The following is a 24,062-nucleotide window of genomic DNA, read 5'->3' on the forward strand; positions in this document are numbered from 1 at the left end:
GCCCGCGCAACCCCCGGCGCGGACCGTCCGGCGGTGCGGTGCCGGTACCCGGGCGCCGCCGCCTGCGGCCGGAGTCCGTCCCGTGGCCGGACCGTCGCGGGCCGGGCATTATTCTGGGAGCCATGGCAGCAGGCAAGCCCGACAAAGAGGCGAAGGCCGCGGCGAAAGCGGCGCGCAAAGCACAGTCGAAGGAACGTCGTCAGCAGATCTGGCAGGCGTTCCAGATGCAGCGCAAAGAGGACAAGCTGCTGCTGCCGCTGATGATCGGCGCGGTGGTCGTCACCGCGCTGGTGCTGTTCGGGATCGGCTTCCTCTTCGGTGTGCAGTGGTTCCTGCTGCCCTTGGGCCTGCTGCTCGGTCTGCTGTTCGCCTTCATCATCTTCGGCCGCCGTGTGCAGAAATCCGTCTACGGAAAAGCCGAGGGCCAGGCCGGTGCCGCCGCGTGGGTGCTGGACAACCTGCAGGGCAAATGGCGGGTCAGCAATGGTATCGCCGCCACCACCCAGCTCGACGCCGTGCACCGGGTGATCGGTCTGCCCGGGGTGATCTTCGTGGGGGAGGGATCGCCGCAACGGTTGCGGTCGCTGCTGGCCCAGGAGAAGAAGCGCACCGCCCGGCTCATCGGTGACACCCCGATCTACGACGTAGTGATCGGCAACGAGGAGGGGCAGGTCCCGCTGAAGGAACTCCAGCGTTACCTGACCAAACTCCCGCGCAATATCGACACCAAGCGGATGGATCAGATCGAGGGCCGGCTCAGTGCCCTCAGCTCGCGCAGTGGGGGTCCGGCCATGCCCAAGGGGCCGATGCCGACCAATGCCAAGATGCGGGGTATGCAGCGCACCATCCGCCGCCGCTGACCCGGTGCGGCCGGTGGCTCAGCGTCGCAGCAGCCAGAGCACCCGGTCGTAGGCGAGCAGGTGATAGGCCAGCAGGATCGCCGCGGACACCAGCGCGAGCCGTGGCAGCCCGGCGAACCACAGCGCGGCCGCGCCGCCGAACAGCACGGCGAACTCGACCAGCAGTCGTATCGCGCCGGGGACCGCGACCGGAGCCGCCCCGGAGCGGCTCGGATCGTCCGGTACCGCGAAAACACCCCAGGCCGTCGCCGCGATCACGGGGAGCAGTATCACCAGCAGCCACCGTCCCGGCCCCTCCGTCAGCCGCCAGCCGAGCACCCCGGCCGAAACCAGGGCGGTGAGTTCGAGCAGGAATCGAAGACCGAGCAGTACCGGATTCAGTGACACCGCGTGAGCGTAACCGGGCGCCACCGGTGGTAAGTGGTCAGCGAGAACGCACCACCGCGGTGCCGGTCGCGCGATCGTGCATCCCGCGTCCGTCCGCGTCGGTGAACAGCGCGGGGATCACGAACACCAGCAGCACCTGGCGGCCGAGCGCCCGCAGGAACCCGACCGGCGCCTCGGCATCGACCCGGGTCACTCGGATACGCAGGAAATACTGCCCGGGGGTGAACCCGAACAGCGTCACCGCCGCCACCCCGATCACGAACCAGAGCCCCAGGTTCACCGACGAGGCCGGCATACCCTGCGCGATCAACGCCGAGATACCGACCGCGATGAGCCAGTCCACCAGCATCGCGACCACGCGGCGGAACATCCCCGGTAGCGACCCGGCGCCCTCTCGCGGCAGACCCAGGCCCGATCCGGCGTAATCGTCGCTGCCGGTACCGGGAGCGACGGGAGGTCCGGAGAGCCAGGAGCCGGTGATACGTGCCATGCAACCCAGAATAGGCGTACCTCCGCATACGCTCCGGCCTGCGCTCCCTGCGTACCTCCGCATACGCTCCGGCCTGCGCTCCCTGCGTACCTCCGCATACGCTCCGGCCTGCGCTCCCTGCGTACCTCCGTCTCCGCTCCTGCGTACCGTCGCCTGCGCCTCCGGTCATGCGCTGTTCGTATACCTGTGCATCCACTCGCCGGGCGCGGATTGTGGATAGGCTTCGACTCGACCGCGCCGTCGGCGGTGTGGCGCCCGAGTGCCGGGCGGCCTCCGTTACGTGGGGTTCTCGCAGGATTCCGGGCATAAAGGGCAGCCCGAACCGAGGGCCCCGGACCGAACCCGCAGTTCGTGGCGTGGCCGAGGACACGCCGCCGACCCGACGTGTAACACTGGCGAAACACACTCTTGACTGGCGGGAAACACCCTGTCCATAGCGTCGGGTCGCGACGCCCCGCACTCGATACTGGCTGGGAATCTATCCGTAAGGAGAACCAAGTGACGTTCAGCACGGCCGACGAGGTCATCAAGTACATCGCGGACTCGGAGGTCGAATATGTCGACATCCGCTTCAGCGATTTGCCCGGTGTGCAGCAGCACTTCTCCATCCCGGCGAAGGCCTTCACCGCCGACCTCGCCGAGGAAGGCCTCGCCTTCGACGGTTCTTCGGTACGCGGTTTCCAGTCCATCGACGAGTCCGACATGCTGCTGCTGCCCGACTACAGCACTGCGCAGCTCGACCCGTTCCGTTCGGCGAAGACGCTCAATATGAACTTCTTCGTGCACGACCCCTTCACCCGTGAGGCGTACTCGCGCGACCCGCGCAATATCGCCCGCAAGGCCGAAGAGTACCTGCGCTCGACCGGTATCGCCGATACCGCGTTCTTCGGTGCCGAGGCCGAGTTCTACATCTTCGACTCGGTGCGCTACGACTCGCAGATGAACGGCGCCTTCTACCAGGTCGAGTCCATCTCCGGCTCCTGGAACACCGGCGCGGCCACCAACCCCGACGGCAGCCCGAACCGCGGCTACAAGGTCCGTAACAAGGGCGGGTACTTCCCGGTCGCCCCCTACGACCACTACGTCGACCTGCGCGACAAGATCTCCACCAACCTGCAGAACGCCGGGTTCGAACTGGAGCGCGGCCACCATGAGGTCGGCACCGCCGGCCAGGCCGAGATCAACTACAAGTTCAACACCCTGCTGGCCGCGGCCGACGATCTGCAGCTGTTCAAGTACATCGTCAAGAACACCGCGTGGGCCGAGGGCAAGACCGTCACCTTCATGCCGAAGCCGCTGTTCGGTGACAACGGCTCGGGTATGCACGCGCACCAGTCGCTGTGGAAGGACGGCAAGCCGCTGTTCCACGACGAGGCCGGCTACGGCGGCCTGTCCGACCTGGCCCGCCACTACATCGGCGGCATCCTGCACCACGCGCCGTCGCTGTTGGCGTTCACCAACCCCACCGTGAACTCCTACCACCGCCTGGTGCCGGGCTACGAGGCCCCGATCAACCTGGTGTACTCGCAGCGCAACCGCTCCGCCGCGGTCCGCATCCCGGTCACCGGCAACAACCCGAAGGCCAAGCGCATCGAGTTCCGCGCGCCGGACTCCTCGGGCAACCCGTACCTGGCCTTCGCCGCCATGCTGATGGCCGGCCTGGACGGCATCAAGAAGAAGATCGAGCCGCTGGCCCCCGTCGACAAGGACCTCTACGAGCTCCCGCCGGAGGAGGCCAAGAACATCCCGCAGGCCCCCACCAGCCTGGCCTCGGTCATCGACCGCCTCGAGGCCGATCACGAGTACCTCACCGAAGGCAATGTCTTCACCGAGGACCTGATCGACACCTGGATCGGCATCAAGCGTGAGCAGGAGATCGCCCCGGTGAACCTGCGGCCGCACCCCTACGAGTTCGAGCTCTACTTCGACGTGTAAACCGCTATAGCGGTCCGACCTGCGACGGAGCATTCACGAACCGCCTTCCGTCCGCACTACGTCCGCAACAGCTGTAGCCGAGTCCACCCATTCCGCGATTGCGGTCCGGGTGGACTCGTCTGCGTCCGGGCACCGAAACCCGGTCGGCTTCGCCGTGAGTGCACAACTCGCGGCCGGTACCGGCCGAAGTGGCGGCAAGCGCGGGGTGGCTCATCGTCCACAGTGAGATTCACCGTGGCAATCGGTCCGAGCGAGGCGAAGCGGAACCGGTGGCTCGTCTGGAGGGTGCGTCCTCTGTCCGGCCGATAGTGTCCGCAGGCGTCGGTTATCTATTCCACCACCCCTTTCGAAACCTCGATGGTTCCGGCTGCTGCCACGGGTTCCCCGGCGACGAGGGTCGAGTGATGGAAGCGGCCGGGCTCGGTGGTGCGCGCGCGAGATATCGCCCCGGGCGGGGAGCTTCGCCGGTAACGATCATCGAGTGACGTGCGACACATAGGCGGCGCGGGCGATGAGATCTCGACGAGCCTCCCGTCTCACCTACCGAGTTCGTAATCAGCAAGGAGATCGAAGATGGCGACCACCCCGAAGGGACCCGCGTCCTACTTCCCGTCCATCGAGGCCAAATACGGCCGCAGCATCGAGGAGTGGAAGACGGTCCTCCGTGCGGCGGGGTCGACTTCGCACAAGGAACTCGTCGAATTGCTGAAGTCCGAGCACGGTTTCGGGCACGGGCACGCGAACGCACTCGTCCAGCATCATCTCCATCCCGAGAAATGGGCCGCTGCCTGACCTGGTTCGTTCAGGTCCCGGTAGGGGCACCGACACGCACGAGGGGTGCTGCGGATCGTTCCGCATCGTCGTCGGATGCTCCTGCCGGAACGGCCTCGGTCTCGTTCGCGTGCTCCGCGACAGTCACGCCGTGCTCAGGACTCCGGCGGGAGTATCGGTGGGCTGAACACCTCTTCCAACGGGATGGGGCCGGTGTAGCGGCGGCAGTTGCAGCCGACCCATTCCCGCATGCCGTGCATACCTCTGCGGGAGAGTTCGGCGTGGCATTTTCCGGTCTCGCGGTCGTGCAGCGCCAGGTCGTGCCCGCAGCCGCAGCGCGCCGTGAGTTTCGGTGTCGAGCCGGCCCGGCGCCGTGACCCGAATCGGCCGCCTATCCAGCCGATTGCGACGAGGCCGGCGCCGACCGCAAGGCTCAGTGGATCCATGAAAGAAGTATACGTATACGCATAGGCCGGTGGGGCAGAAGTTTTCGGCTCGACCGTGCTGTGTGCTCATCTCGCTGCCGCCCGGTGAAGGCATGGTGGCAGCGATCCCCGGCTACACCCGCACCGCCGAACCTGCGGGTGATCCGGTGGGCGGCGGTGCGATGATTCCGACAATATTGCCTGCGCTGATGGGGCGCTCTTTTCGCAGCACCCCATCCGGACCGCTTCCGTTCCCGGTGTTGCCCTCGATGGTGTGGATGACTCCGCCGCTGACCGATTCCACGATCCCGATGTGGTCAGGGGTGCCGTCGCTCTTCCAGTCGAACACGATCAGATCCCCCGGCTGCGCCTGGTTGATGCTCTGCCTGTTCCAGCCCTCACCGACGGCGTCGTTCCAGATGGCGGGTACGTAGTTCTTATTGGTCCAGTCCACGTTGTATCCCGCCTGGTCCCACACCCAGCTGGTGAACGAGGCGCACCACGCGTCGTTGATGTTGTACGGCGCGTTCACCCGGTTCCCAGAACCCTCGGTGAGGCCGAGCTGACTTCGTGCCACCTCGAGGGTGCTGCCCGCCGGATCGTTAGGATTGGTGATCGTATAGCTGACATTGCCGGGCGAGGGCTGGTAGCCGGTGGCGCTCACGGGAACGACACCGCCGACGTTGGTGCGATAGCCGGCCGGGACAGTCGGCACCGACCCATCGATCTGGCGGGCATGGGTATCGATGGTGTTCGCCGCGTTGTCGACTTCGTCGTGTACCCGGTCGACCGCACTCAGCAGGGACCGCAGCAGGGCGAACTCCTCGCCCCGAGGTAGGCGGTAGACGTCGTCCTCGCCTTTCGTCGGGGCGGGTGTGTCGGCGAGGTCGGCGCGAAGCTCTCCGACGATCGACATGATGTTCTGATACGTATCGTTCGAGGTTGAGAACGCGGCCACCTGAGAGTCGTTGATGCTCGCGTTCTGCTGGTCGAGGGTCCTCCGTAACGTCCGCGTGTCCTCTTGCCGACCTTTGTACTTGTCGATCATGACGGACTCTTGCTTCGGATCGTCCAAGTCGCCTTCACCCGGGAGCCCTTTGTCGTCGAGCCATTTGGCGAAATCCGGCGCGCTTCCGGGTTTTCCCGAAGCCAGTAGCAGTATCGAGCGGTTGATGTTCTCCTCGACCGCGCCGATGAGGGGGTGCAGGCGCTCGGCGCCTGCCGGCCGAGGCAGGGGGTCGATCTCGAGCTGTTCGACGGTGGTCGGACTCATCGGATACTTCTCTCTGCGCCGGCCGTACAGCCATGACAACGAATACGGGGTGTGAACCGGCTCCGGGCAACCCAGCCCGGCTCGGAGCCGCACCTCAGTGCGTTATAGCACGATTTACGGACATTCCCGGCACCGAGAAAGTCCCTCGCGCACCCGCTCACCGCTCGTGCCCGCTGCCGAATTCGAACGGCCGACGGCGAACGCCGAGAGGCGGGTGAGCCAGGCCGGCACGCGGTCCGCGGCATAGTATCGGGGATCCGACGCAGGAGGTCTCGTGAAGCAGCAGGCGCACTTCTTGACGATCGCGACGGCCGACCTCGACGCGGCCCGCCGGTTCTATGTCGACGGGCTCGGCTGGGCCCCGTTGCTCGATGTGCCGGACGAGATCATCTTCTTCCAGATCGCGCCCGGGCTGGTGCTGGGCTTCTTCCGCGCGGATAAGTTCAACGCCGATATCTCCGACGGTTCCGATCGTGCGCCGGTCTCGGGTCTGACCCTCTCGCACAATGTCGGCAGTCGCGACGAAGTCCGGGAGACAGTGGACGCCATGGCCGGTGCGGGGGGTGCCGTGCTCAAACAGCCGACGGACAGCGAGTTCGGTGGGGTGTTCAACGGCCATGTCGGCGACCCCAACGGCGTCGTCTGGGAAATCGCGTACAACCCCGCGTGGCGGATCGACCCGGACGGGTCTGTCGTATTGAGTTGACGCCGGCGAGGGCTGGAGCACGCTGTCGCCCCGGGTCGGTCCGGTAGTGCGGATCGACCCCGGCCTCCGCGTCCGCGCCGTAGTCTTCCGGATACCGCGGCAGCGGTCACGGTGCACATCGGCATGAGGAATCGGAGTGGTACGTATGGTGATTCGGGAACGATCGGGCGCGGCCGCGGTCGATACCGCGCCGATCTACGGCGAACCGTTCGAGACAGCGGATGGTGCCATCGTCATCACCGTCTCGCGCCGCGGTAGCTTTCCCGGTTCACCCATGCGACCCGCGGGAATCTTCGTGGTTCGCGACAGCGCTGCCACCTGGGTTCCCGCTGTGGATGTCAACCGGATCGCGATGCTGGGTGAATGGATCGGGTTGCTCGCCGCGGTGATCGCCGCGCTGGCGGTGCTGCGGCGACCGCCGTGGCCGGACCTCTCCTACCGGCGTACCAACTGAATCGGCGCGGTCCCGCCGCCCGCGTGAGCCGCGGTGGATCGCCTCGACACGGTCGGTTGCAGTGGCCGGAACCGACCTCCGGAACGGGACGACAACACCCGGCGGCAGCGCCCGACCCCACGCAACACAGATCCCCGCCACGCGACCTCACCGACCGGCCCGGCGTGCCTCGGTGAGCAGGGCTACCGCCCGCGGTCCTACGCCGTGCAGCGGAAGCAACTCGTCGAGGTGTCGGGGTAGATCGCCGATTGTCCGATATCCCGCGTCGATCAACGCGCCTGTCGCCGGTCTGCCGATCTTCACCCCGTCGAAGACAGCTCCACGATCCTCGGTCACGCGGGCGAATCTACTCCGCCGTGCCGGTGGGACGCTCGAATTACGCCACCGCATCGCGGGTGCGCCGTGACGAGCCTCGGAGGATCGGGCTACCCGTGGCCGTGCGGGCGCGCGAGCGCAGAATCCGCCGTGGGGATTTCGCTATCGTGCGCGGCAGCCGGCCGTATCGTGCGCCGGCTCGAATAAGCTCCTCGAAAAACATGCGCATCACAGGTAATCCGAGGTATGCGTGCGGCCGTCGATGCCTCATGGCGTCCGGGTCTGCGTGTGTTTTCCGTGCCGTCGGCGTGGCGGCGGCACGGTGCGCGCCCGACCGCGGGGGAGGCGCCGGCGGACCGTGCCGTGCACTCGCGCCGGCCTGATCCGGTTTCAGGGCAGCGCGACCGAGAGTCGGTGCCGGAGGACGTCGCCGGATTCCTACTGTGCCCGCACTCCCGACTCCCGCCTTGCGCAGTACCCGCCACAGGCTCTATGGTTCATTACATGAGTAATGAACCACTCAACCAGGGGAGGTGAGGGCCCGTGCTCGCGGACGGTAAGCCGCTCTTCCTGCAGATCGCGGAGATGGTCGAGAACTCGATCATCGACGGGTCGCTTCCCGAGGAGGCGCAGGCGCCGTCGTCGAACGAGCTCGCGACCTTCCATCGGATCAACCCCGCGACAGCGGCCAAAGGCCTGAACCAGCTGGTGTCGGACGGGATTCTGTACAAGAAACGAGGGATCGGCATGTTCGTCACCGCCGGTGCGCGCGGTGCGTTGCGACTGCGGCGCAAGGAGCGATTCGCCCAGCAGTACATCGACCCGCTCATCGCCGAAGCCGACAAGCTCGGTATGGGCATCGACGAACTCAAGACCCTGCTCGACCAACGGGAGGGGACCCGATGAACACCACCTTCATCGACCCGGCACTCGACAACGCGGTACTCGCCCGGGTCCGCGGGGTGACCATGCGCTTCGGTTCGGTCACCGCGCTCGACGATGTGACCTTCGATCTGCGCGAGAAAACCATCTACGGTCTGCTCGGCCGCAACGGCGCCGGGAAGACGACGCTCATGCAGGTGCTCACCGGCCAGATGTTCCAGAGTTCGGGGGAGGTCCGGATCAACGGCGCGGTGCCGCACGAGAACGCCGAGGTGCTGCGCTCGGTGTCGTTCATCAAGGAGAGCCAGGCCTATCCGGCCGATTACAAGGTCAAGCATGTGCTGCGCGCGGCCCGGCACCTGCTCCCGAACTGGGACGAGGATTTCGCCCGCGAGCTGGTACGCGATTTCGATCTGCCCACCGACCGCAAAGTGAAGAAGCTGTCCCGCGGCATGACCTCCGCGCTAGGCGTGATCGTCGGTCTCGCCTCCCGCGCCCCGCTGACCTTCTTCGACGAACCGTACCTCGGCCTGGACGCCGTGGCCCGGCAGCTCTTCTACGACCGGCTGCTCGCCGACTACACCGAATATCCCCGCACCGTAGTGCTTTCCACGCATCTGATCGACGAGGTCGCCGACCTGCTCGAACATGTGCTGCTCATCGACCGCGGCCGGCTCGTCGCCGACGCGTCCGCCGACGAGATGCGCGACGGCGCTCTCACGGTCTCCGGCCCGACCTCCGACATCGATCGTTTCGTCGCGGGCAGGCCGGAACTGCGCCGCGAATCACTGGGCACCCAGAGCCGGGTGCTGCTGCGCACCACCGACAACGCCGCCGATGCCCGGAACGCGAAAACGCTGGGTCTGCTGGTGGAACCGGTCTCGTTGCAGCAATTCATCGTCGAAACCACACCCCTGCACGGCAAGGAAAACTCATGATCGCCCGCGCTCTCGCTGTGTCCCGGATCCACACGGTGGCCTGGCCGCTGCTGATCGCCTGGCCGCTGGGAATTCTTCTCGCCGCCTTCGCGATCCCGTGGGTGATCTTCGCCCTCATCGACGCCACCGACGCGAACACGACCGGCAGCATCTACTCGATCCTCGGCGTGACCATGGCCTTCTACATGGGTGCGATGACGCAGACCTTCCCCTTCGCCCTCGGCCTCGGCGTCACCCGCCGTGACTTCTTCAACGCCACCGCCCTGGTCGGTGCCGCGCAGGTGTTCGGAACCGCCCTCCTGCTGTGGGTGCTGGCCATTGTCGAGGATCACACCGACGGATGGGGTGTACGGATGGAAATGTTCGGTCTGCCGGGCCATTTCACCGGCAACCGGCTGACCCAGTTCGCCACCTACGCGGCGTTCCTGGGGTTGGTCGCCTGTGTCAGTCTGTTCCTCGGCGCGGTCTATCAGCGCTGGCGGGTCACCGGCCTCTACACGGCCGGTGCGGGTTTCCTGCTCCTCGGCGGGCACGCCGCCATCCTGGTGACCTGGCAGCGGTGGTGGCCCGCGGTGGGCGCCTGGTTCGTCGACACGCCCCGGGTGGTGCCGATGGTAGCGCTGCCGACCGTGGTCGCCCTGGCCGCGCTGATCGGTGCCCGGGTCACGATCCGTCGCGCCACGGCCTGACCGAGCCCGAGATGAGGCAGGTGCGGTCGGCTCGGGCTCGTGGCGGAGCCGACCGGACCCTGCCCGGGTGATCCCCTTGCCGGAACGGGCCCCGACCGCCACAGCGGCCGGGGCCGTTTCGCATTTCCGACCCGATCACGATGGCGAGCCCGGCGGCCCGTTCAGGTAGTGCGATTCGAAATGCCGCCACGCCGCATCGGGGGCGACGGGAGCCGCGGGATCGGTGACCGCGGTGAGCAGCCCGACGAGGGCCCACGACAGGGTCGTCACGCCGAGATCGTCGATCTCCGCACCGGGCCGCCCGGCGAAATGTTCACGCAGGATAGTGGCGACACTGTGCCGATAGCCGCGCAACGCGGTACTGGACGCCTTGGGACCGATCAGCGGCTGGTACACCTGCGGATATCCTGCGGCGAGCGCCAGCATCACCCGGACCGGCGCCCACCGCCCCCGATCGGGTGAGCGGGCGATCTCCGCACGGAGATGCTCGGCGCAGCTCACCGCCAGCAGATCGTCCTTGTCGCGGTAGTGGGCGTAGAAGGTGGACCGTCCGACATCGGCCCGCGCGATCACATCGCTGACGGTGATGCGGTCATAGGGCCGTTCCATCATCAGTTCGATGAGCGCCCGGTGCAGAGCGTTACGGGTCCGGCGGACCCGGCGGTCCGATTCCTCCACAGCCTCTCCTCTCTGCCCGATAGGGATTGGACAGTCTTCGCGGATCTGTGCGGAAACGGACGGATCCGCCGGTACTGATCCTGGCCGTCGACGGGGCGACCGCAGACGATGAAACCATGACTTCTTCCACTACACCGGCCCGCACACCCATGTTCGTCGACGACCCAGGGACGGGCCTGGTCATCGCGGGTATGCGCCGCTACAACCTGTTCACCGCAGTATGGTTTCTCGGCCGGCATCGCCGACTGATCACCGAACTGGCCCGGACGAGCGGGGCGGGCCCGGGAGACGATGCCGTAGATATCGGTTGCGGGCCGGGCAAACTCGTCCGCGCCTTGGGCTCCCGGGTGGGGTCGCGGGGCAGCGTGGCCGGAATCGACCCGTCCGCCTCGGCCGTCACCTACAACCAGCGTCACGACGACCATCCGAATCATCGGTATATTCAGGCCCCGGCGCAGGATCTACCGCTGCCGGATGCTTCGATCGATGTGGTGACGTGCACCTTCGTCATGCACCACATTCCCGAGGAGCACCGTGCGGCAGCGATCTCCGAGATGTGGCGAGTGCTGCGGCCAGGAGGTCGGTTGCTGCTCGCCGATGCCCACCCGACCCGGTGGATGCGCTTCTTGTTCAGCCGATCCGCACGTCGGCACGGCGACGGTGACCCCTTCGACGCGGTCGATATCCGCCGATACATCCCACTGCTGCGATCTGCGGGCTTCGCAAACGTCGAGTACACCACCAGTCGTCATATGACCGGGATCGTGATGGCGTCGAAGGCGAGCCAGAGGGGCGTCGCCCACCCTTCGGCCGGGCCGCACCTGCCGTAGCGCCGGTGCATGTGGCGGGGACCGAACGGCATCGGGAGCTGGAGAGCCATGAGGTCCAGCGAAGGTGGAACCAGTGGACTCGACCGCCGCCGGTCGTTCCCTCGCGCGCCAGCGGCCGTACCGTCGACAGAACCGCCCTTCCCGCCTCTGGGAAGATTCGATGCGTTGGTTTGGTTAGCCTCTCTCAGGAGGAGGTTCCCATGGCGAGGGGTTTGGGTAGCGTTGGTCACGCTGGTGATCTCCGGCCGCATTGCCGGGGGACTGTATGAGCGACCGGCATCCGGTGACAGTTTTCGTTCTGGAGCAGAGTCGTGCGCTGATACGGGCCGCCGACGAGATGCTCGATCGGGTGAATCGGATCCGGGTGCGGCTGCCCTCTCCGAGCGGTCGAGTGATTCCCGAAGTCGATGGCCTCGGTCGGCTCACCGATATATACATCGCACCGGGGACGATAGCGACTTCCCCGAGCGCTCGCGACCTGGCGGACGACATCATGGCGGCGATACGGGAGAGCACGGCAGACGCCGCCCGTCAGCACCAGGCGGTGCTGCGGGATACGACCTGGCCGGACATCCCGGATATGCCCGAGGTACGGCGGCGGCGTCTATAGTGGTGTCGCATTGTGGTTTGCGGCCAGGGGGTCGTGGATGGCAGAGATGAATGCCTCGGATGAGACCGGAATGCAATCGTCGGCCCGGGGTCCGCGCATCTTCGAGGTCTTCAATCCGGAATATTCGGTTGGCGTGGCATGCGCGCTCTCGGGGGAGATCGTCGGTGTCCATCTGGGTGAGGAGATCTGGGAGAATGATGACGCCTGGCTCGCCGCCGAGATCCTGCGGGTCGCCCGCTTGGCCTACATGAAGTCACAGGTTGGCAGGCGCGCATCGCTACTGGAGCGCGGGGCGCTGCCACACGTCGCGGACGCCCGGGGTCTGCCCACCGAATCGGACTACCTCCTCCAGGAAAAGCTCGAGTTCGGAGATGAGCACTGAGGTAGCCGCTATCGGCGGTCGATGCCAACCCCCAGTCCTGGGGATATGTGAGAATCGGACTGATAAGTCGAAGCGAGAGGGAGCTTTCGGGGCTATGGGTACTACTGTCAATCAGGACCCGGACGATCTCCGGGGGCGCGGAGACCAGCATGTCCCCGTGGCCGACGCTTACCTCGCCGGAGCCAAGTCGGATCCCGAGTGGGAGGGCTCTTTCCTGGAAAGGGCGGGATACGGTGCCTCGTCGCTACTGGCGAAGAACCAGGCGAAGGCTCGATCCAGGATCCAGTTGATGACCGGATACGCAGATACCCATATGGGCGCCCGTAACGTATCTCATTCGGGCGCAACAACCTTCGAAGGCGCCGACACCGATGGCGCCGCCGGCGCGGGGTCTGTGAACGCCTGAATTTTTCGTGTCGGTAAGTGGGGAGATGACGAAGCAAATCGGGCGTGCGCCCGACATTGTCGTTACCGCCGCATCCGGAGTCGGTGCAATGAGGAGCTCATCCGGTGAGTGAACTGTCCCAGGACGACCTGAACGACGGAATCGTCGGCATGGACGATGAGTTCCGGGAAGGTGACTGGCTCTACTCGAAGAACGGCCAGTACCGGACGGGAATAAAAGACGGTAAAGTCGTTGTTCAGCATGTCGAATCCGAGAACATTGTCAGCACGATCGACACTGGTGATGACAAGGTTACCAGGATCAGGGTCGAAGACGACGGTCTCGAACTCTGGAACGACGATGAGGAACTCTGGGTCGCGCGGCCGGGCGAAGGTTATGAAGGTTCGGCGGGTAAGGACAATGGTAAGAAGGGTGACAACGCCGACGATCACCCCGGATACGGCGGCGCGAATCCGCAGAACCTGATTTTGACCGATGACGGCCAACTCATGGTCGTTGCGGACGATATGGAGGGCTGGGACGGATACTACAACCAGGGCAACTCCAGTGTTGTCTGGTATCCGGATACCTTGGAAAATGTCCGGCTGAGGACTGTTTTCGGTAGCGATTACAAGCCCAAGAATCCCGACAGTATAACCAGCGACAGCGATTACGCCGACTACAAACTGGAAATACAAAAACCGAAAGGCCACTCCGAGCCGCTGGGCATGTTCATCGATGCCTCCAACCGGGCGCTCAAGGGCTTGATGCTCTGCATCGGGACCGGGGACGTCATGATGCCTGATTTCCTCAAGGAAGGCAAGACGGACGACTTCCTCAACCGAGGATTCGTGGACCGTCTCTCCGCGGCGGCCGAGAAAGCGACCGGGAAAGCTTCCTATGGTGAGCACGACCTGATCTCCGAGCTCGGGCTCAGGCGAGAGGGATTGAAGCAAGCGGATACCGATTTCGAAAACCATGTTCTCGAGTTAGATTTTCACAACAGTGCCAAGTTCCGTGAAATGTATCGGATCATAATCGACGTCAACGCTGATATAGCCGAAGAGACGATCGGTCATAAATTCGAACCGTCGGTCGGCCGAGAAATCGAACTCAGTGCCACGGAGGAGAATCCCGAATATGCTGTGGGGATTCAGAAACTCTCCGAGGAAGCGCCTATGTACGACATCATCAGGCGTGGAGTCAAAGATGTCGAAGAAAAGGTTATTGAATATGTGAAATGGGCCGAAGACAAGGCCAAGGAAGATGATGAGTACAACGTGCTCCTCGAAAAATATAACCCCGGCTGGTCGGATGGGACGCCGCGAGAGGGTAATCCTCCTGCCAACCCTCCGGCGAATCCGCCCGCGAACCCTCCGGCGAATCCGCCCGCGAACCCTCCGGCGAATCCGCCCGCGAATCCGCCCGCGAACCCTCCGGCGAATCCGCCCGCGAATCCGCCCGTCAATCCTCCGGTGAATCCGCCCGTCAATCCTCCGGTGAATCCGCCCGCCAATACGCCGGCGAATACTCCCGCCAATACCGATGAAGCGCTGAAGGATCTGAACGACCAGTACGACAAGATCTTGGGCGACTCGACCAAGAATCCGACGGATGGTTCCGCTTCGACCGGTACAGACGGGGAGCAGTCACCGTCCGGCGTGAACGGGCAGACCGGGGCCGGTGGCCAGAACACCGGTGGCGGCCCCCAGGTCCAGCCCGCCGTCCAACCCGCGGCGAGCCCCAGTCCGGATATGAGCGGACTCATGATGGCCAGCATGATCCCGCAGATGCTCAACGGCATGGGCGGGGACCAGGGGGGCAAAGACGGCAAGGACAAGGACGACAAGGACAAGGACAAGGACAAGGACGATCCCCGCGGCCAGGGTCGCGAGGTTCCCGCTCCCGGTCAGCAGTCGCCGGGTGTTGCCCCCGGAGCAACCGATCAGGGGCCCGGTGTCCAGCAGGTCATCGCGCCCACCGACACCGGTACTCCGCCGGTGGTGACCACGCCCGGCGCGATGGTCGATTACAAGATGCCCGATGGTAAGACCACGATCCAGGTGCCGCAGGCGGTTTCCGACGCGCTGACCCGCCAGCAGGGGAACCCGGCGCTCAACGCGTTCACCGCCTACGAGGGCACGCAGGCCTCGCAGGACATGGGCGGTACCTGGGAAGCCGTTCAGGGAGATCTGAAAACGGGCGACGTGATCAGGTGGGAGAACCACAGTGCCGTCGTGATCAACGACGGGACGGGTCCGCAGTACTGGAAGGACGGGATTCTCACCCGGCTGGACCAGAACGGCGATCTCGACAACCTGGGCCACGGCAAGTTCGTGCAGTTCCTCCGCCCACAGGGCCTGGGGGAGGCGGATGTGCAGGCTCCCGGCGCGCCGACGGAGTTGCCGGAACCGAAGGTCACTCTCGAGACACCGCAGGCGCCACCCTCGGTCCAGGCACCGCAAGAGCCCAAGCAGGCGTGATCCCGCCGGCCGAGCGCGTCATTCGCGCTCGGCCGGCCGCAATACTGCGGTGGCGGGTGTTAGTCTCCGCTGAGATCATCAGAGGGAGGCCGCCATCAACGCGCTGTTGCTCGTCCTGCTCGTCGTCGCGCTCGTCGTGGCGGGGGTCGCGTTGTTCCTGTTGGTGCGGAAGAAGAACGAGCCTCCCGCCGCGGCGGGGCCGGTGGATCCGTTCGCCGACAAGGACTCCGATGCGTTGCGCGGTGATCCGCGGGCGCTGAAGGCGGGGGATATCGTCGACATCTTCGGCGAGACCTACACCGTCCGTGGCTCGCTCCGCCTGAAAGAGGGCGGCTACCAGTGGAGTGAGCATCTGCTGGATACCGCGAGTGGTACCCGCAAATGGTTGTCGGTGGAAGAGGACCCGGATCTCGAACTGGTGCTGTGGACCGAGACACCGGGAGTCCCGGCGGCGGGCGGGGAAGAGATCGAGCACGACGGGAAGACGTTCCGGCTCAACGAGTCGGGGCGCGCCCAGTACGTCGGCGAGGCGACCACCGGCCTCACCCCTTCGGGCACTGTCGCCTATCACGACTACGCCGCCGCGGACGGCACCCGGCTCTCGTTCGAGGATTTCGGCGAATCGGGCAAAAAGGAAGCCGCGATCGGGCAGGTGCTGTACCGGAGTGCGATTATGATCTACCCGCAGTCATCGAACTGAGCGATAGCTGCGGCACCGGAGGGACTGTGCGCCGGACGGGGGAAGGTTTTTGCTGTGAGTCGTAAGTCCTGGCTGTTCGCTGTGTGCTGCGTGATCCTCGCGACTGTGCTGGCCGGATGCGGGTCCGATGATGACGACGACCTCGGTGTCCGGTCCTATATCGGGTCGCATTACACGCGCGCGCCGAAACTCGACGAAGCGAACAACGGCACGGCGTACACGTCGGGCAAGTCGCCGACGGCGACCGCCGACGACATCACCAAGGGGGTGCGCCAGCTGGACCGGCGCACCACCGGTGCCACCACCTATCTGCAGTACCGGGACGACATCATCGCGATCTCCCCGAACGGTACCGGCGCCAAGGTCTTGGTGGACGACTACCGGACCGGGCACCGGCGGCATCACAGTGCGGTCAGCGTCTTCGGCTGGCCCAGCGACAACACCGGCTTCCGTGGTGGCGGCTCCGGCGACGGAAAGTAGCTGCCGCCGGCCCGTCCGGATCCATTCCCAGGAGGAAACAATGCTCGAAGACCTGCCCGCGAACGCCGGCGCCGCGGCCGCCTACTCCGGCCTCGGGATCGTCCTGATGGTGCTGGGGTTCGTCCTGGTGGATGTGCTCACCCCCGGCAACCTGCGTCACCAGATCTGGGTGGAGCGCAACCGCAACGCCGCGCTGCTGGTCGCCGCGAACATGCTGGGTGTGGGCATTATCGTCGCCACCGCCATCTGGACCTCCGACGGCGCGATCGGGCAGGCGCTGGTCACCAGCGCGGTGTACGGGGTCATCGGGCTGGTGGCGATGGCGCTGGCGTTTCTGCTGCTGGAGTTCACCACTCCCGGCGAGTTCCGGGGTGTGGTGAACGAGCACGAACTGCACCCGGGTGTGTGGGTGAGTGCGGCGGTGCACATCGCGGTGGCCGCGGTGGTCGCGTCCGCGCTGACCTGAGTTGCCACCGAACGAATTCCCGGCCGACACCGTCGCGCCGGAACTCCCGCCGGTCGAGGAATCGTCCCGCGCCCGGCCGGCGGAACCGGCGGCGGATGGGCCGCCCGTCCTCGGACGGTTCGCGCGATCAGCCCTGCTCATCACGGTTTTCGTCTGCGCCGCGTGCGGATTGGTGTACGAACTGTCCCTGGTGACGCTGGGCAGCTATCTGATCGGCGATACCGCCACCCAGGCATCGATCACGCTCAGCGTGATGGTCTGCGCGATGGGGGTCGGCGCCCTGGCCGCGAAACCGTTACGGCAGCGGGCCGCCGCTGCCTTCGTGGTCGTGGAGCTGGCGCTCGCGCTGGTGGGCGGCCTCTCGGTGCTGGGCCTGTACGCCGCCTACGCCTGGCTCGACCTGTACACGGCGGCGCTGGTGGCGGCTTCGTGTGTGATCGGGGCCCTGGTGGGCGCGGAGATTCCGCTGCTGATGGAGATGCTGCAGCGGATCCGTAAACAGGAGGCGGGCAGCGCGGTTGCCGATCTGTTCGCCGCCGACTATGTGGGTGCCCTTCTCGGCGGTCTGGCGTTCCCGTTCCTACTGCTGCCGGTGTTCGGGCAGATCCGCGGCAGTCTGATCGTCGGAGTGGTGAACGCCGTGGCCGGGCTGGTGCTGGTGCTCATCTGGTTCCATGCCGATCTGTCCCGGCCGGTGAAGGCGGCCCTCGGCGCGGTGACCCTGCTGGTGGCGGCGGTACTGGTCGGCAGCTATGTCTACGCCGACCGATTCGAGGCCACCGCCCAGCAGGCGCTGTTCGCGTATCCGATCGTCTGGCAGCGGCAGACCGAATACCAGAAGATCGTGCTCACCGAATCGGTGTCGCCGTTCGGAACCCCGGACACCCGCTTGTTCCTCAACGGTGATCTGCAGTTCTCGTCGGTGGACGAGTACCGGTACCACGAGGCGATGGTGCATCCGACCCTGGCCGGGCCGCGCCGCGAGGTACTGGTGATCGGCGGCGGCGACGGGCTGGCACTGCGGGAGATCCTGGAATATCCAGACGTGGAGTCGGTGACGCTGGTCGAACTGGATCCGGCCGTGATCGAGCTCGCCCGCACCGATCCGCGGCTCACCGAACTCAACCGGCATTCCTTCGCCGACCCGCGGGTGCGGGTGGTCACGGCGGACGCGTTCTCCTGGTTGCGGACCGCCGGCGCCGACTACGACGCGGTGATCGTCGATCTGCCCGATCCGGACCAGACCTCCATCGCCAAGCTCTATTCCACCGAGTTCTACGCGATGACGGCCCAGGTGCTGGCCCCCGGCGGCACCATGGTGGTACAGGCGGGTTCGCCGTTCTTCGCCCCGCATTCGTACTGGTGTATCGCGGCCACTGTCCGCACCTCCGGCCTGAACATCCTGCCGTACCACGTGGACGTCCCGAGTTTCGGCGACTGGGGTTTCGTCCAGGCCACCCGTGACCCCGCGCCGCGGCTCGCGCTGGACCCCCCGGCTCCGCTGCGGTCGATGGACGAACTGAGCCTGCCGGCCGCGACGATCTTCGCGCCGGACCGCCGGGACACCGGTGAACAGCCGTCTACGCTCATGCACCCCACAATTCTCGAGCTGGCCCGCAAGGAATGGGTGTAGCGGATCAGGTGGGCGGGGCCCAGGACAGTACCGGCCCCAGCGCACGCAGCGCGGCGGCGTCCGGGGCCAGGCGCAGCACGGTATTGCGCACCGGCGTCACCGTCGGCAGCGCGAGTTGCAGCGCGGCGCCCATCCGGTGCGACAGCCGGGCCAGCGGTCGCACCCGGGCCCGGCGGATCCGGTCGTATTCGGTAAGGGCCCCGGGGGTATCGGGGGTCCGGTCGAGCACGGCCGCCAGGGTGACCGCGTCCTCGACGGCGAGATTCGCGCCCTGGCCCAGGTTCGGGGTCATGGCGTGGGCGGCGTCGCCCAGCAACGCCACCCGTTCCCGCACATAGGTGTTCAGCGGCGGCAGTTCGTAGATATCGTGCCGCAGGATCGCCGCCGGATCGGCCGCCGCCAGCAGTGCCGGAATCGGGTCGTGCCAGCTGCCGAACCGGCGGCGTAGTTCGTCCAGTTCCCGGCCGGGTTCGCGCTGCCCGGCCGGCAGGTTCGCGGTGCCGAACATGTAGACACGTCCATCGCGCAGCGGCGCGATACCGAAACGCTGCCCGCGGCCCAGGGTCTCGCCACCGGCGAGTACCGGTTCGCCCGGGGTGACAATGGTCCGCCAGGCGGTGTACCCGGCATACACCGGGCGCCGGGCGCGCGGCCACAGGGTGGCGCGGAGCGTGCTGTTGATGCCGTCGGCACCGAGTACGAGGTCGGCGTCGGTGGTCCCGGCGCTGTGCCGCACCCGCACGCCACGACCGGTGAACTCGACGGCTTCCACCGCACATCCGAACCGCAGGGGGCCGGTGCCCAGCGCGGTGCGCAGGATATCCGACAGCTGGTTCCGGTGGATTACCACCAGGTCCCCGTAACGGGCGCGGAGGGCGGCGATATCGGTGCGGGACAGCCAGCGTCCGGCGGTATCGCGCATCCCGCCCTCGGTCGCCGCCAGCGACTGTGCGCGGATCGCGGCGCCGACACCGATCACATCGAGACCACGCAGACCGTTGGGCCACAGGCTCAGTCCCGAACCGGCCGGTTCCACTCCGTCGGCCCGTTCCAGGACTTCGACCTGCCAGCCGCGCTGCCGCAATGCGATGGCGGCCGTGAGACCGGCGACACCGGCACCCACGACCACCGCCCGGCGCTCGGCACCCACCGGTTCCGCGCTCATCGCCACCTCCGAATTCGAACTCTGCTGCTCGCAACGATTATTGCCGGGGGCCGGCGGAGTGCTCTCGACGGCTGCCGAGCCGTCGCATCCGAGCCGTCGCATCGCGGTGCGCTCGTGATCCGCTGTCACGGACGCGGCGGGTGGCTATCGCCGGGTGCCGGCGGTTCCACTCGTCCCGGCGCCGAGGACCAGAAGATCACCGCGCGGCCTTACGAAGGGGTGACCGGCGGCCGACAGGGCCACCATCCCTGCGCGGCGGAATTCAGGACGACTACATATCGATGTTCGGTCCTGCACCGGATTCAGCCGCCGGCGGCCGCGGGCGCGGAAGTGGACCCGGCGGACGGAACCGGGGCAGGCGCCGGGGCCGGGAGCCGGGTGGAAGTCGGGGTGGTGGAGGTAGACACCGGAGCGGAAGGAGTGACCGGGAGGTGGGCCGAGCCCGGGGCAGGGGAGACCGGCACGGAGGTGGCGGCCGGGCCGGGGGTGGAGGTGGTGGCGGATGGGGGCGCGGCGGGAGGCGGGGCGGGTGCGGTGGCGGGAACGTGGCCGGAGGAAGTGGAGATCGCGCTGCCCCGGGGCCGGGGCTGCTCGGTGATCGCGCTGCTCGCGGCGGCGCTCGTCTCGCCGCCGGTACCGGTGGTTTCCGGCGGGGTCGCTGTCGTGGTCTCGCCGGCGGAGGGGGTGGTGGTGCTGGTTTCGGGGTCGGTGGTCGTGGTGGGGGAGGTCGAGGTGCCGGTCGGTTCGGCAGTGGTGGTGGTCGGCGGCGCCGCGACACTCGTGGTCGGCAGCGGAGGTTCGGGAGGCGCGGGCTGTTCCTGGTCCACCGGGTCTCCCGCGGGTGTGGTGGGTACCGGCTCCGCGACAGTGGTTCTCGGCACGGCCGGGGGTTCGGACGGAACCATCGGGGTCGAATGGGTTGCCGAGGGAGGCGGCTCTTGTCCGGGGAGCCCCGGTGCGGGGGTGGGCGTGATCTCGGCTGCCCGATTGCCGGGCACCGCGGTGGCCGGCACGTCCGACGGTGCCGTCGGTACCGGTGCGTCGGTGACCGTGGTGGTGTCCTCTCTGGTCAACGCCAGTGCCGACACGCTCACGACCGCCGTCACGAGCGCGGCCACCGCGGCCGCGGTCCTGGCCCGGGGACGAGATCGCGTAGCGGGCGGGATGTCGTTCGGTGTATCGAGGGTGAGTGGGCGGTCGGTGGGTGGGGACACGGCGGGCGGGGATGCGGCCGGTGAGAAGCCGGCACCGGGTGGGTAGTCACCCGGTGCGAAACCGGCAGCGGGTGGGTAGTCACCCGGGGCGAAACCGGCGCTGGATGCGTTGTCGCCGGGCGAGAAGTAGACGGGCGGATTGTCATCCGGCGAGAGACCGACGAGTGGGCCGGCGGCGGGCGGGAAGAGAGCGGGTGGCGTGGCAGTGGGGGAGGTGGCCGGTCCGCTGTCCAGCGGCCGGAGGGGACTCGGTGGGTCATCGCCCGGCGAATTGTCCGTTCGCGAATCGATGCCCGGCGAATCGCTGCCCCCCGGATTGTCGTCCGGCGGATCGTCCACCGTCGGGATGACAGCGGCCGGCGTACCCGTTCGAGGGGTGCCGGCCGGTACCAGCGCCTGCTGCGCCGCCGCCGCCAATTCCCCGGCCGACCCGTAGCGTTGGTCCGGGTCCTTCGCCAGCCCGCGCGCGACCACCACGTCGAAGGCGGGCGGCAGACCGGCGGCCGAGGGCAGCGGGGGACGTTCGGTGAGATGGGCGGTGATCTGCCGTTCCACGCTCTCGCCGGTATACGGTTTCGTGCCGGCCAGGCATTCGTAGAGGACGCAGGCCAGGGAGTACACATCCGAGCGGGCGTCGACCTGGTCCAGGGTGAGCCGTTCCGGCGCCATATAGGCGAGCGTGCCGATCATCGTGCCGGCGCGGGTGAGTGTGGTGTCCTGATTGCTGCGGGCGATCCCGAAATCGATGAGGTAGGCGAAACCTTCCGCGGTGATCAGGATGTTCGACGGTTTCACATCCCGGTGTACCACCCCGCTCGAGTGTGCGGCATCGAGGGCCGCGGCGATCTGGGCGACCACGGCGACGGCTTCGGCGGCGGGCAGCGATCCCTGGTCCGCGAGTAGTGCGGCCAGATTGGGGGCCTCCACCAGGCGCATCTCCAGGAACAGGCGGCCATCGATCTCGCCGAAATCGTGGATGGGCACGATATGCGGCTCGTGCAGCCGGGCCACCAGTTGGGCTTCGCGCTGGAACCGCCGGCGATAGACGGTGTCCTGCGCGAATTCCCGCGACAGCACCTTCACCGCCACCATGCGCTCGGTCCCGGTGTCGTAGGCGCGGTGTACTTCCCCCATGGCGCCCGCCCCCAGTGGATCGAGCAGTCGGTAACGACCGAACTCTGTACCTTCCACACCTTCCACGAGCTACGGATACCACATCCGGTGACCGATCACAGCACCCCGGCACCGGGGATGAGGCTGGAATCACGCTGAGACCAGGGGTTTTCGGTCAACGGCCGGGTTCGTCGCGCCCCATGGACCCGGTATCGTCCAGCGGTTCGACGGGCGGGTCCGCGAAGACAGTGGCCGCGCGATCGGTGGCCGGCCGTGCGGCCGCGCTCGCGGCCACCCGGAGCGCGAACCGGCCGGTATCCGGGTCGACCGCGATCAAACCGTATGCGCGGTCGACCTCGTCCTCGGCCGGCCCCAGCTCACGCAGGGCGTCGGCCAATACCGAGCCAGCGGGCAGCGAGACGGTCAGCAGCGGCATTCCCCCAGGCTACGCGCGGGCCGCGGCTTCCTGCAGCTCCGCGAGCAGGGCGCGGGGCTCGACGATGCCGTACCCGTAGTCGTAGTCGAATCCGGCGCCCGCCCGGTCGCCCGCGGTGCCGCGCAACAGCTCCCGCAGGCGGGCCGGCGGTACCTCGGCCGCCGTCCATCGGGTGCGGAAGGCGGCGACGACTCCGGCGAGAACCGGGCAGGCGGTGGAGGTGCCGGTATCGGGTGCGTCGGCGCCGAAGGCGGTGGAGCCCAGGAAATGGGAGTAGGCGCAGAGATCGGGTTTGCGATCGGAGAGCCGGCCGGGACCCTGCGACGAATACCCGATCCGCTGACCGCCGGTGTCGACGCCACCGACCGACAGCACGTTCGGATGCGAATTCGCTCCGGTGATGGGCCGGTCGGGGTAAGCGCAGCGCCCGTCGGGGCAGTCACGGCCGCAGTTCCCGGCGGCGAAGAGAATATCGGCGCCCGCCGCGTCCAGCGAGGCGACGATGACGTTGAACGGGTGGGCGGGATTGTCGGAGTAGTTGCCCGGGTCGCCGACCGGGAAATCCCACTGTGGCGCGAACGAACCCCAGCTGTTGCTGATCACCAGGGCACGGCGGTCCTCGGGTTGCGCGGTCAGTACGGTACGCAGATGGGCGAACGCGGCGAGTGCGTCGGAGAGCAGACCGTCCATCCGGCTACCGCCGGAGCGCGTGCTCTGCAACAGCGGGATATCGAGGAAGGTGGCCTGCGGTGCGGCGATGAGCGCGTCGAAGGCGCACATGGTGCCGTGGTCGACCGGGAATGCGCCGGCGGTGCCGCGGACCCCGGCGGGGTTCCAGCTCCGGGCGGTGTCGATCGCTATCGCGGCACCGGCGGCCCGCTGAACCGCCGCCGCATTGATCCCGGTGTCCAGCACGGCCACGGCCACTCCCGCACCCGTCAGTCCGGCGGCGGTGAGCTCGGCGCGGCCGAGCCGCTCGGCGACATCCGTCCAGGTGCCGACCGGGCCGGTATCGCCGCAGGTGAGCACCGGTTCGATCACCGGGTCCGCGAAGATACCGGTCACGCCGGGGGCGCCCGCCACCGCGGCCCGGGCGGCCGGGTCGTCGTCGGGGATCTCACCGCGCACCACATACGAACCGCCGTCTCCCCGTGTATCGCTGGCCGCCGTGGCAGCGGGGACGGACACGGCGCCGTAGCCGGTGTCGACGGTGAAACCGGGGACCTCACCGGTGAGCGCGGCAGCGGATATCCCGGCCGCGGAATCCGTTGCGGCGGAGATGAGTTCAGGGGAGGGGCGGAGCTCGATGAGGACTCGCATCCCGCCATAGTGCCCCGGGAACCGGCGGACGGCAATCGGTGC

The 24,062-nt window shown here is 67.2% G+C and carries 27 protein-coding genes; 17 read left to right on the forward strand and 10 right to left on the reverse strand.

The window, feature by feature from the left end; translation table 11 throughout:
* The first annotated feature begins 122 nt into the window (after positions 1–122).
* On the forward strand, positions 123–860 hold the full coding sequence (locus tag IG75_RS0124955; RefSeq protein WP_030523998.1) for a DUF4191 domain-containing protein: 738 nt from the start codon (positions 123–125) through the stop codon (positions 858–860).
* Between the two features lie 18 nt (positions 861–878).
* Here IG75_RS0124955 and IG75_RS0124960 read toward each other — a convergent pair whose 3' ends face one another.
* Together IG75_RS0124960 and IG75_RS0124965 are read right to left on the reverse strand one after the other, a co-directional pair.
* On the reverse strand, positions 879–1,247 hold the full coding sequence (locus IG75_RS0124960) for a YrdB family protein (RefSeq protein ID WP_030523997.1): 369 nt from the start codon (positions 1,245–1,247) through the stop codon (positions 879–881).
* Positions 1,248–1,284: 37 nt separating this feature from the next.
* The gene (locus IG75_RS0124965; protein ID WP_030523996.1) at positions 1,285–1,737 is read right to left on the reverse strand and encodes an RDD family protein; all 453 of its coding nucleotides are present in this window, start codon (positions 1,735–1,737) and stop codon (positions 1,285–1,287) included.
* Positions 1,738–2,235: 498 nt separating this feature from the next.
* Here IG75_RS0124965 and glnA point away from each other — a divergent pair, with 498 nt between their 5' ends.
* Positions 2,236–3,672, forward strand: a complete 1,437-nt coding sequence (gene glnA, locus IG75_RS0124970; RefSeq protein ID WP_030523995.1) for a type I glutamate--ammonia ligase — start codon at positions 2,236–2,238, stop codon at positions 3,670–3,672.
* A gap of 573 nt (positions 3,673–4,245) precedes the next feature.
* Positions 4,246–4,464, forward strand: coding sequence for a DUF4287 domain-containing protein (locus tag IG75_RS0124975; protein WP_030523994.1), 219 nt, complete (start codon positions 4,246–4,248; stop codon positions 4,462–4,464).
* A 134-nt stretch (positions 4,465–4,598) separates the two neighbouring features.
* Here the strand turns inward: IG75_RS0124975 and IG75_RS0124980 are convergent, their stop codons facing one another.
* Together IG75_RS0124980 and IG75_RS37520 are read right to left on the reverse strand one after the other, a co-directional pair.
* Positions 4,599–4,889 carry a hypothetical protein gene (locus tag IG75_RS0124980; RefSeq protein ID WP_030523993.1) on the reverse strand — a complete coding sequence of 97 codons (291 nt, stop codon included), beginning with the start codon at positions 4,887–4,889 and terminating at the stop codon, positions 4,599–4,601.
* Positions 4,890–5,001: 112 nt separating this feature from the next.
* The gene (locus IG75_RS37520; protein WP_051714901.1) at positions 5,002–6,141 is read right to left on the reverse strand and encodes a C40 family peptidase; all 1,140 of its coding nucleotides are present in this window, start codon (positions 6,139–6,141) and stop codon (positions 5,002–5,004) included.
* A 274-nt stretch (positions 6,142–6,415) separates the two neighbouring features.
* Between IG75_RS37520 and IG75_RS0124990 the strand changes: the two genes are divergently transcribed.
* Both IG75_RS0124990 and IG75_RS0124995 read left to right on the forward strand, forming a co-directional pair.
* Entirely contained in the window at positions 6,416–6,847 is a 432-nt protein-coding gene (locus tag IG75_RS0124990) for a VOC family protein (protein WP_030523991.1), read from the forward strand.
* A 145-nt stretch (positions 6,848–6,992) separates the two neighbouring features.
* Positions 6,993–7,301, forward strand: coding sequence for a hypothetical protein (locus tag IG75_RS0124995; protein WP_030523990.1), 309 nt, complete (start codon positions 6,993–6,995; stop codon positions 7,299–7,301).
* A gap of 147 nt (positions 7,302–7,448) precedes the next feature.
* On the opposite strand, the gene IG75_RS38495 is transcribed toward IG75_RS0124995, so the two are convergent.
* Entirely contained in the window at positions 7,449–7,637 is a 189-nt protein-coding gene (locus IG75_RS38495; RefSeq protein WP_030523989.1) for a hypothetical protein, read from the reverse strand.
* 564 nt (positions 7,638–8,201) lie between these two features.
* Here IG75_RS38495 and IG75_RS0125005 point away from each other — a divergent pair.
* Genes IG75_RS0125005 through IG75_RS0125015 form a run of 3 tightly spaced genes read left to right on the forward strand, consistent with a single transcriptional unit; the run spans position 8,202 to position 10,125 of the window.
* On the forward strand, positions 8,202–8,522 hold the full coding sequence (locus IG75_RS0125005; protein WP_373863749.1) for a GntR family transcriptional regulator: 321 nt from the start codon (positions 8,202–8,204) through the stop codon (positions 8,520–8,522).
* Positions 8,519–9,436: an ABC transporter ATP-binding protein gene (locus IG75_RS0125010; RefSeq protein WP_030523987.1), complete on the forward strand. Its 918-nt coding sequence runs from the start codon at positions 8,519–8,521 to the stop codon at positions 9,434–9,436. Before IG75_RS0125005 ends, IG75_RS0125010 begins: the two co-directional genes overlap by 4 nt.
* Positions 9,433–10,125, forward strand: a complete 693-nt coding sequence (locus IG75_RS0125015) for a hypothetical protein (protein ID WP_030523986.1) — start codon at positions 9,433–9,435, stop codon at positions 10,123–10,125. Before IG75_RS0125010 ends, IG75_RS0125015 begins: the two co-directional genes overlap by 4 nt.
* Before the next feature lie 135 nt (positions 10,126–10,260).
* Here the strand turns inward: IG75_RS0125015 and IG75_RS0125020 are convergent, their stop codons facing one another.
* Positions 10,261–10,803, reverse strand: coding sequence for a TetR/AcrR family transcriptional regulator (locus tag IG75_RS0125020; protein WP_030525987.1), 543 nt, complete (start codon positions 10,801–10,803; stop codon positions 10,261–10,263).
* A gap of 116 nt (positions 10,804–10,919) precedes the next feature.
* On the opposite strand from IG75_RS0125020, the gene IG75_RS36585 reads away from it, so the two are divergent.
* From IG75_RS36585 to IG75_RS0125065, 9 genes are all read left to right on the forward strand, one after another.
* Positions 10,920–11,633 carry a class I SAM-dependent methyltransferase gene (locus tag IG75_RS36585; protein ID WP_051714939.1) on the forward strand — a complete coding sequence of 238 codons (714 nt, stop codon included), beginning with the start codon at positions 10,920–10,922 and terminating at the stop codon, positions 11,631–11,633.
* Positions 11,634–11,898: 265 nt separating this feature from the next.
* Positions 11,899–12,243 carry a YbaB/EbfC family nucleoid-associated protein gene (locus IG75_RS0125030; protein WP_030523983.1) on the forward strand — a complete coding sequence of 115 codons (345 nt, stop codon included), beginning with the start codon at positions 11,899–11,901 and terminating at the stop codon, positions 12,241–12,243.
* A gap of 46 nt (positions 12,244–12,289) precedes the next feature.
* On the forward strand, positions 12,290–12,625 hold the full coding sequence (locus IG75_RS0125035) for a hypothetical protein (protein WP_156059162.1): 336 nt from the start codon (positions 12,290–12,292) through the stop codon (positions 12,623–12,625).
* A gap of 157 nt (positions 12,626–12,782) precedes the next feature.
* Positions 12,783–13,031, forward strand: a complete 249-nt coding sequence (locus IG75_RS0125040) for a hypothetical protein (protein ID WP_156059160.1) — start codon at positions 12,783–12,785, stop codon at positions 13,029–13,031.
* 104 nt (positions 13,032–13,135) lie between these two features.
* Entirely contained in the window at positions 13,136–15,493 is a 2,358-nt protein-coding gene (locus IG75_RS0125045; protein ID WP_030523980.1) for a hypothetical protein, read from the forward strand.
* Between the two features lie 106 nt (positions 15,494–15,599).
* Complete coding sequence (locus IG75_RS0125050) at positions 15,600–16,193, forward strand: DUF4178 domain-containing protein (protein ID WP_245713215.1); 594 nt, start codon at positions 15,600–15,602, stop codon at positions 16,191–16,193.
* Between the two features lie 54 nt (positions 16,194–16,247).
* Positions 16,248–16,673: a DUF4247 domain-containing protein gene (locus IG75_RS0125055; protein ID WP_162183807.1), complete on the forward strand. Its 426-nt coding sequence runs from the start codon at positions 16,248–16,250 to the stop codon at positions 16,671–16,673.
* A gap of 40 nt (positions 16,674–16,713) precedes the next feature.
* Entirely contained in the window at positions 16,714–17,139 is a 426-nt protein-coding gene (locus IG75_RS0125060) for a DUF350 domain-containing protein (protein ID WP_030523977.1), read from the forward strand.
* A gap of 1 nt (position 17,140) precedes the next feature.
* Positions 17,141–18,772, forward strand: a complete 1,632-nt coding sequence (locus tag IG75_RS0125065) for a polyamine aminopropyltransferase (protein ID WP_081877135.1) — start codon at positions 17,141–17,143, stop codon at positions 18,770–18,772.
* Positions 18,773–18,776: 4 nt separating this feature from the next.
* Here the strand turns inward: IG75_RS0125065 and IG75_RS0125070 are convergent, their stop codons facing one another.
* From IG75_RS0125070 to IG75_RS0125085, 4 genes are all read right to left on the reverse strand, one after another.
* Positions 18,777–19,937: an FAD-dependent oxidoreductase gene (locus IG75_RS0125070; protein WP_030523975.1), complete on the reverse strand. Its 1,161-nt coding sequence runs from the start codon at positions 19,935–19,937 to the stop codon at positions 18,777–18,779.
* A 302-nt stretch (positions 19,938–20,239) separates the two neighbouring features.
* Complete coding sequence (locus IG75_RS40415; protein WP_051714904.1) at positions 20,240–22,351, reverse strand: serine/threonine-protein kinase; 2,112 nt, start codon at positions 22,349–22,351, stop codon at positions 20,240–20,242.
* Positions 22,352–22,439: 88 nt separating this feature from the next.
* The gene (locus tag IG75_RS0125080) at positions 22,440–22,700 is read right to left on the reverse strand and encodes a hypothetical protein (protein WP_051714905.1); all 261 of its coding nucleotides are present in this window, start codon (positions 22,698–22,700) and stop codon (positions 22,440–22,442) included.
* A 9-nt stretch (positions 22,701–22,709) separates the two neighbouring features.
* Positions 22,710–24,020 carry a S8 family serine peptidase gene (locus IG75_RS0125085; RefSeq protein WP_030523972.1) on the reverse strand — a complete coding sequence of 437 codons (1,311 nt, stop codon included), beginning with the start codon at positions 24,018–24,020 and terminating at the stop codon, positions 22,710–22,712.
* Positions 24,021–24,062 lie beyond the last annotated feature (42 nt).

The sequence above is a fragment of the Nocardia rhamnosiphila NBRC 108938 genome, assembly GCF_000720425.1.
Taxonomy (GTDB): Bacteria; Actinomycetota; Actinomycetes; order Mycobacteriales; family Mycobacteriaceae; genus Nocardia; species Nocardia rhamnosiphila.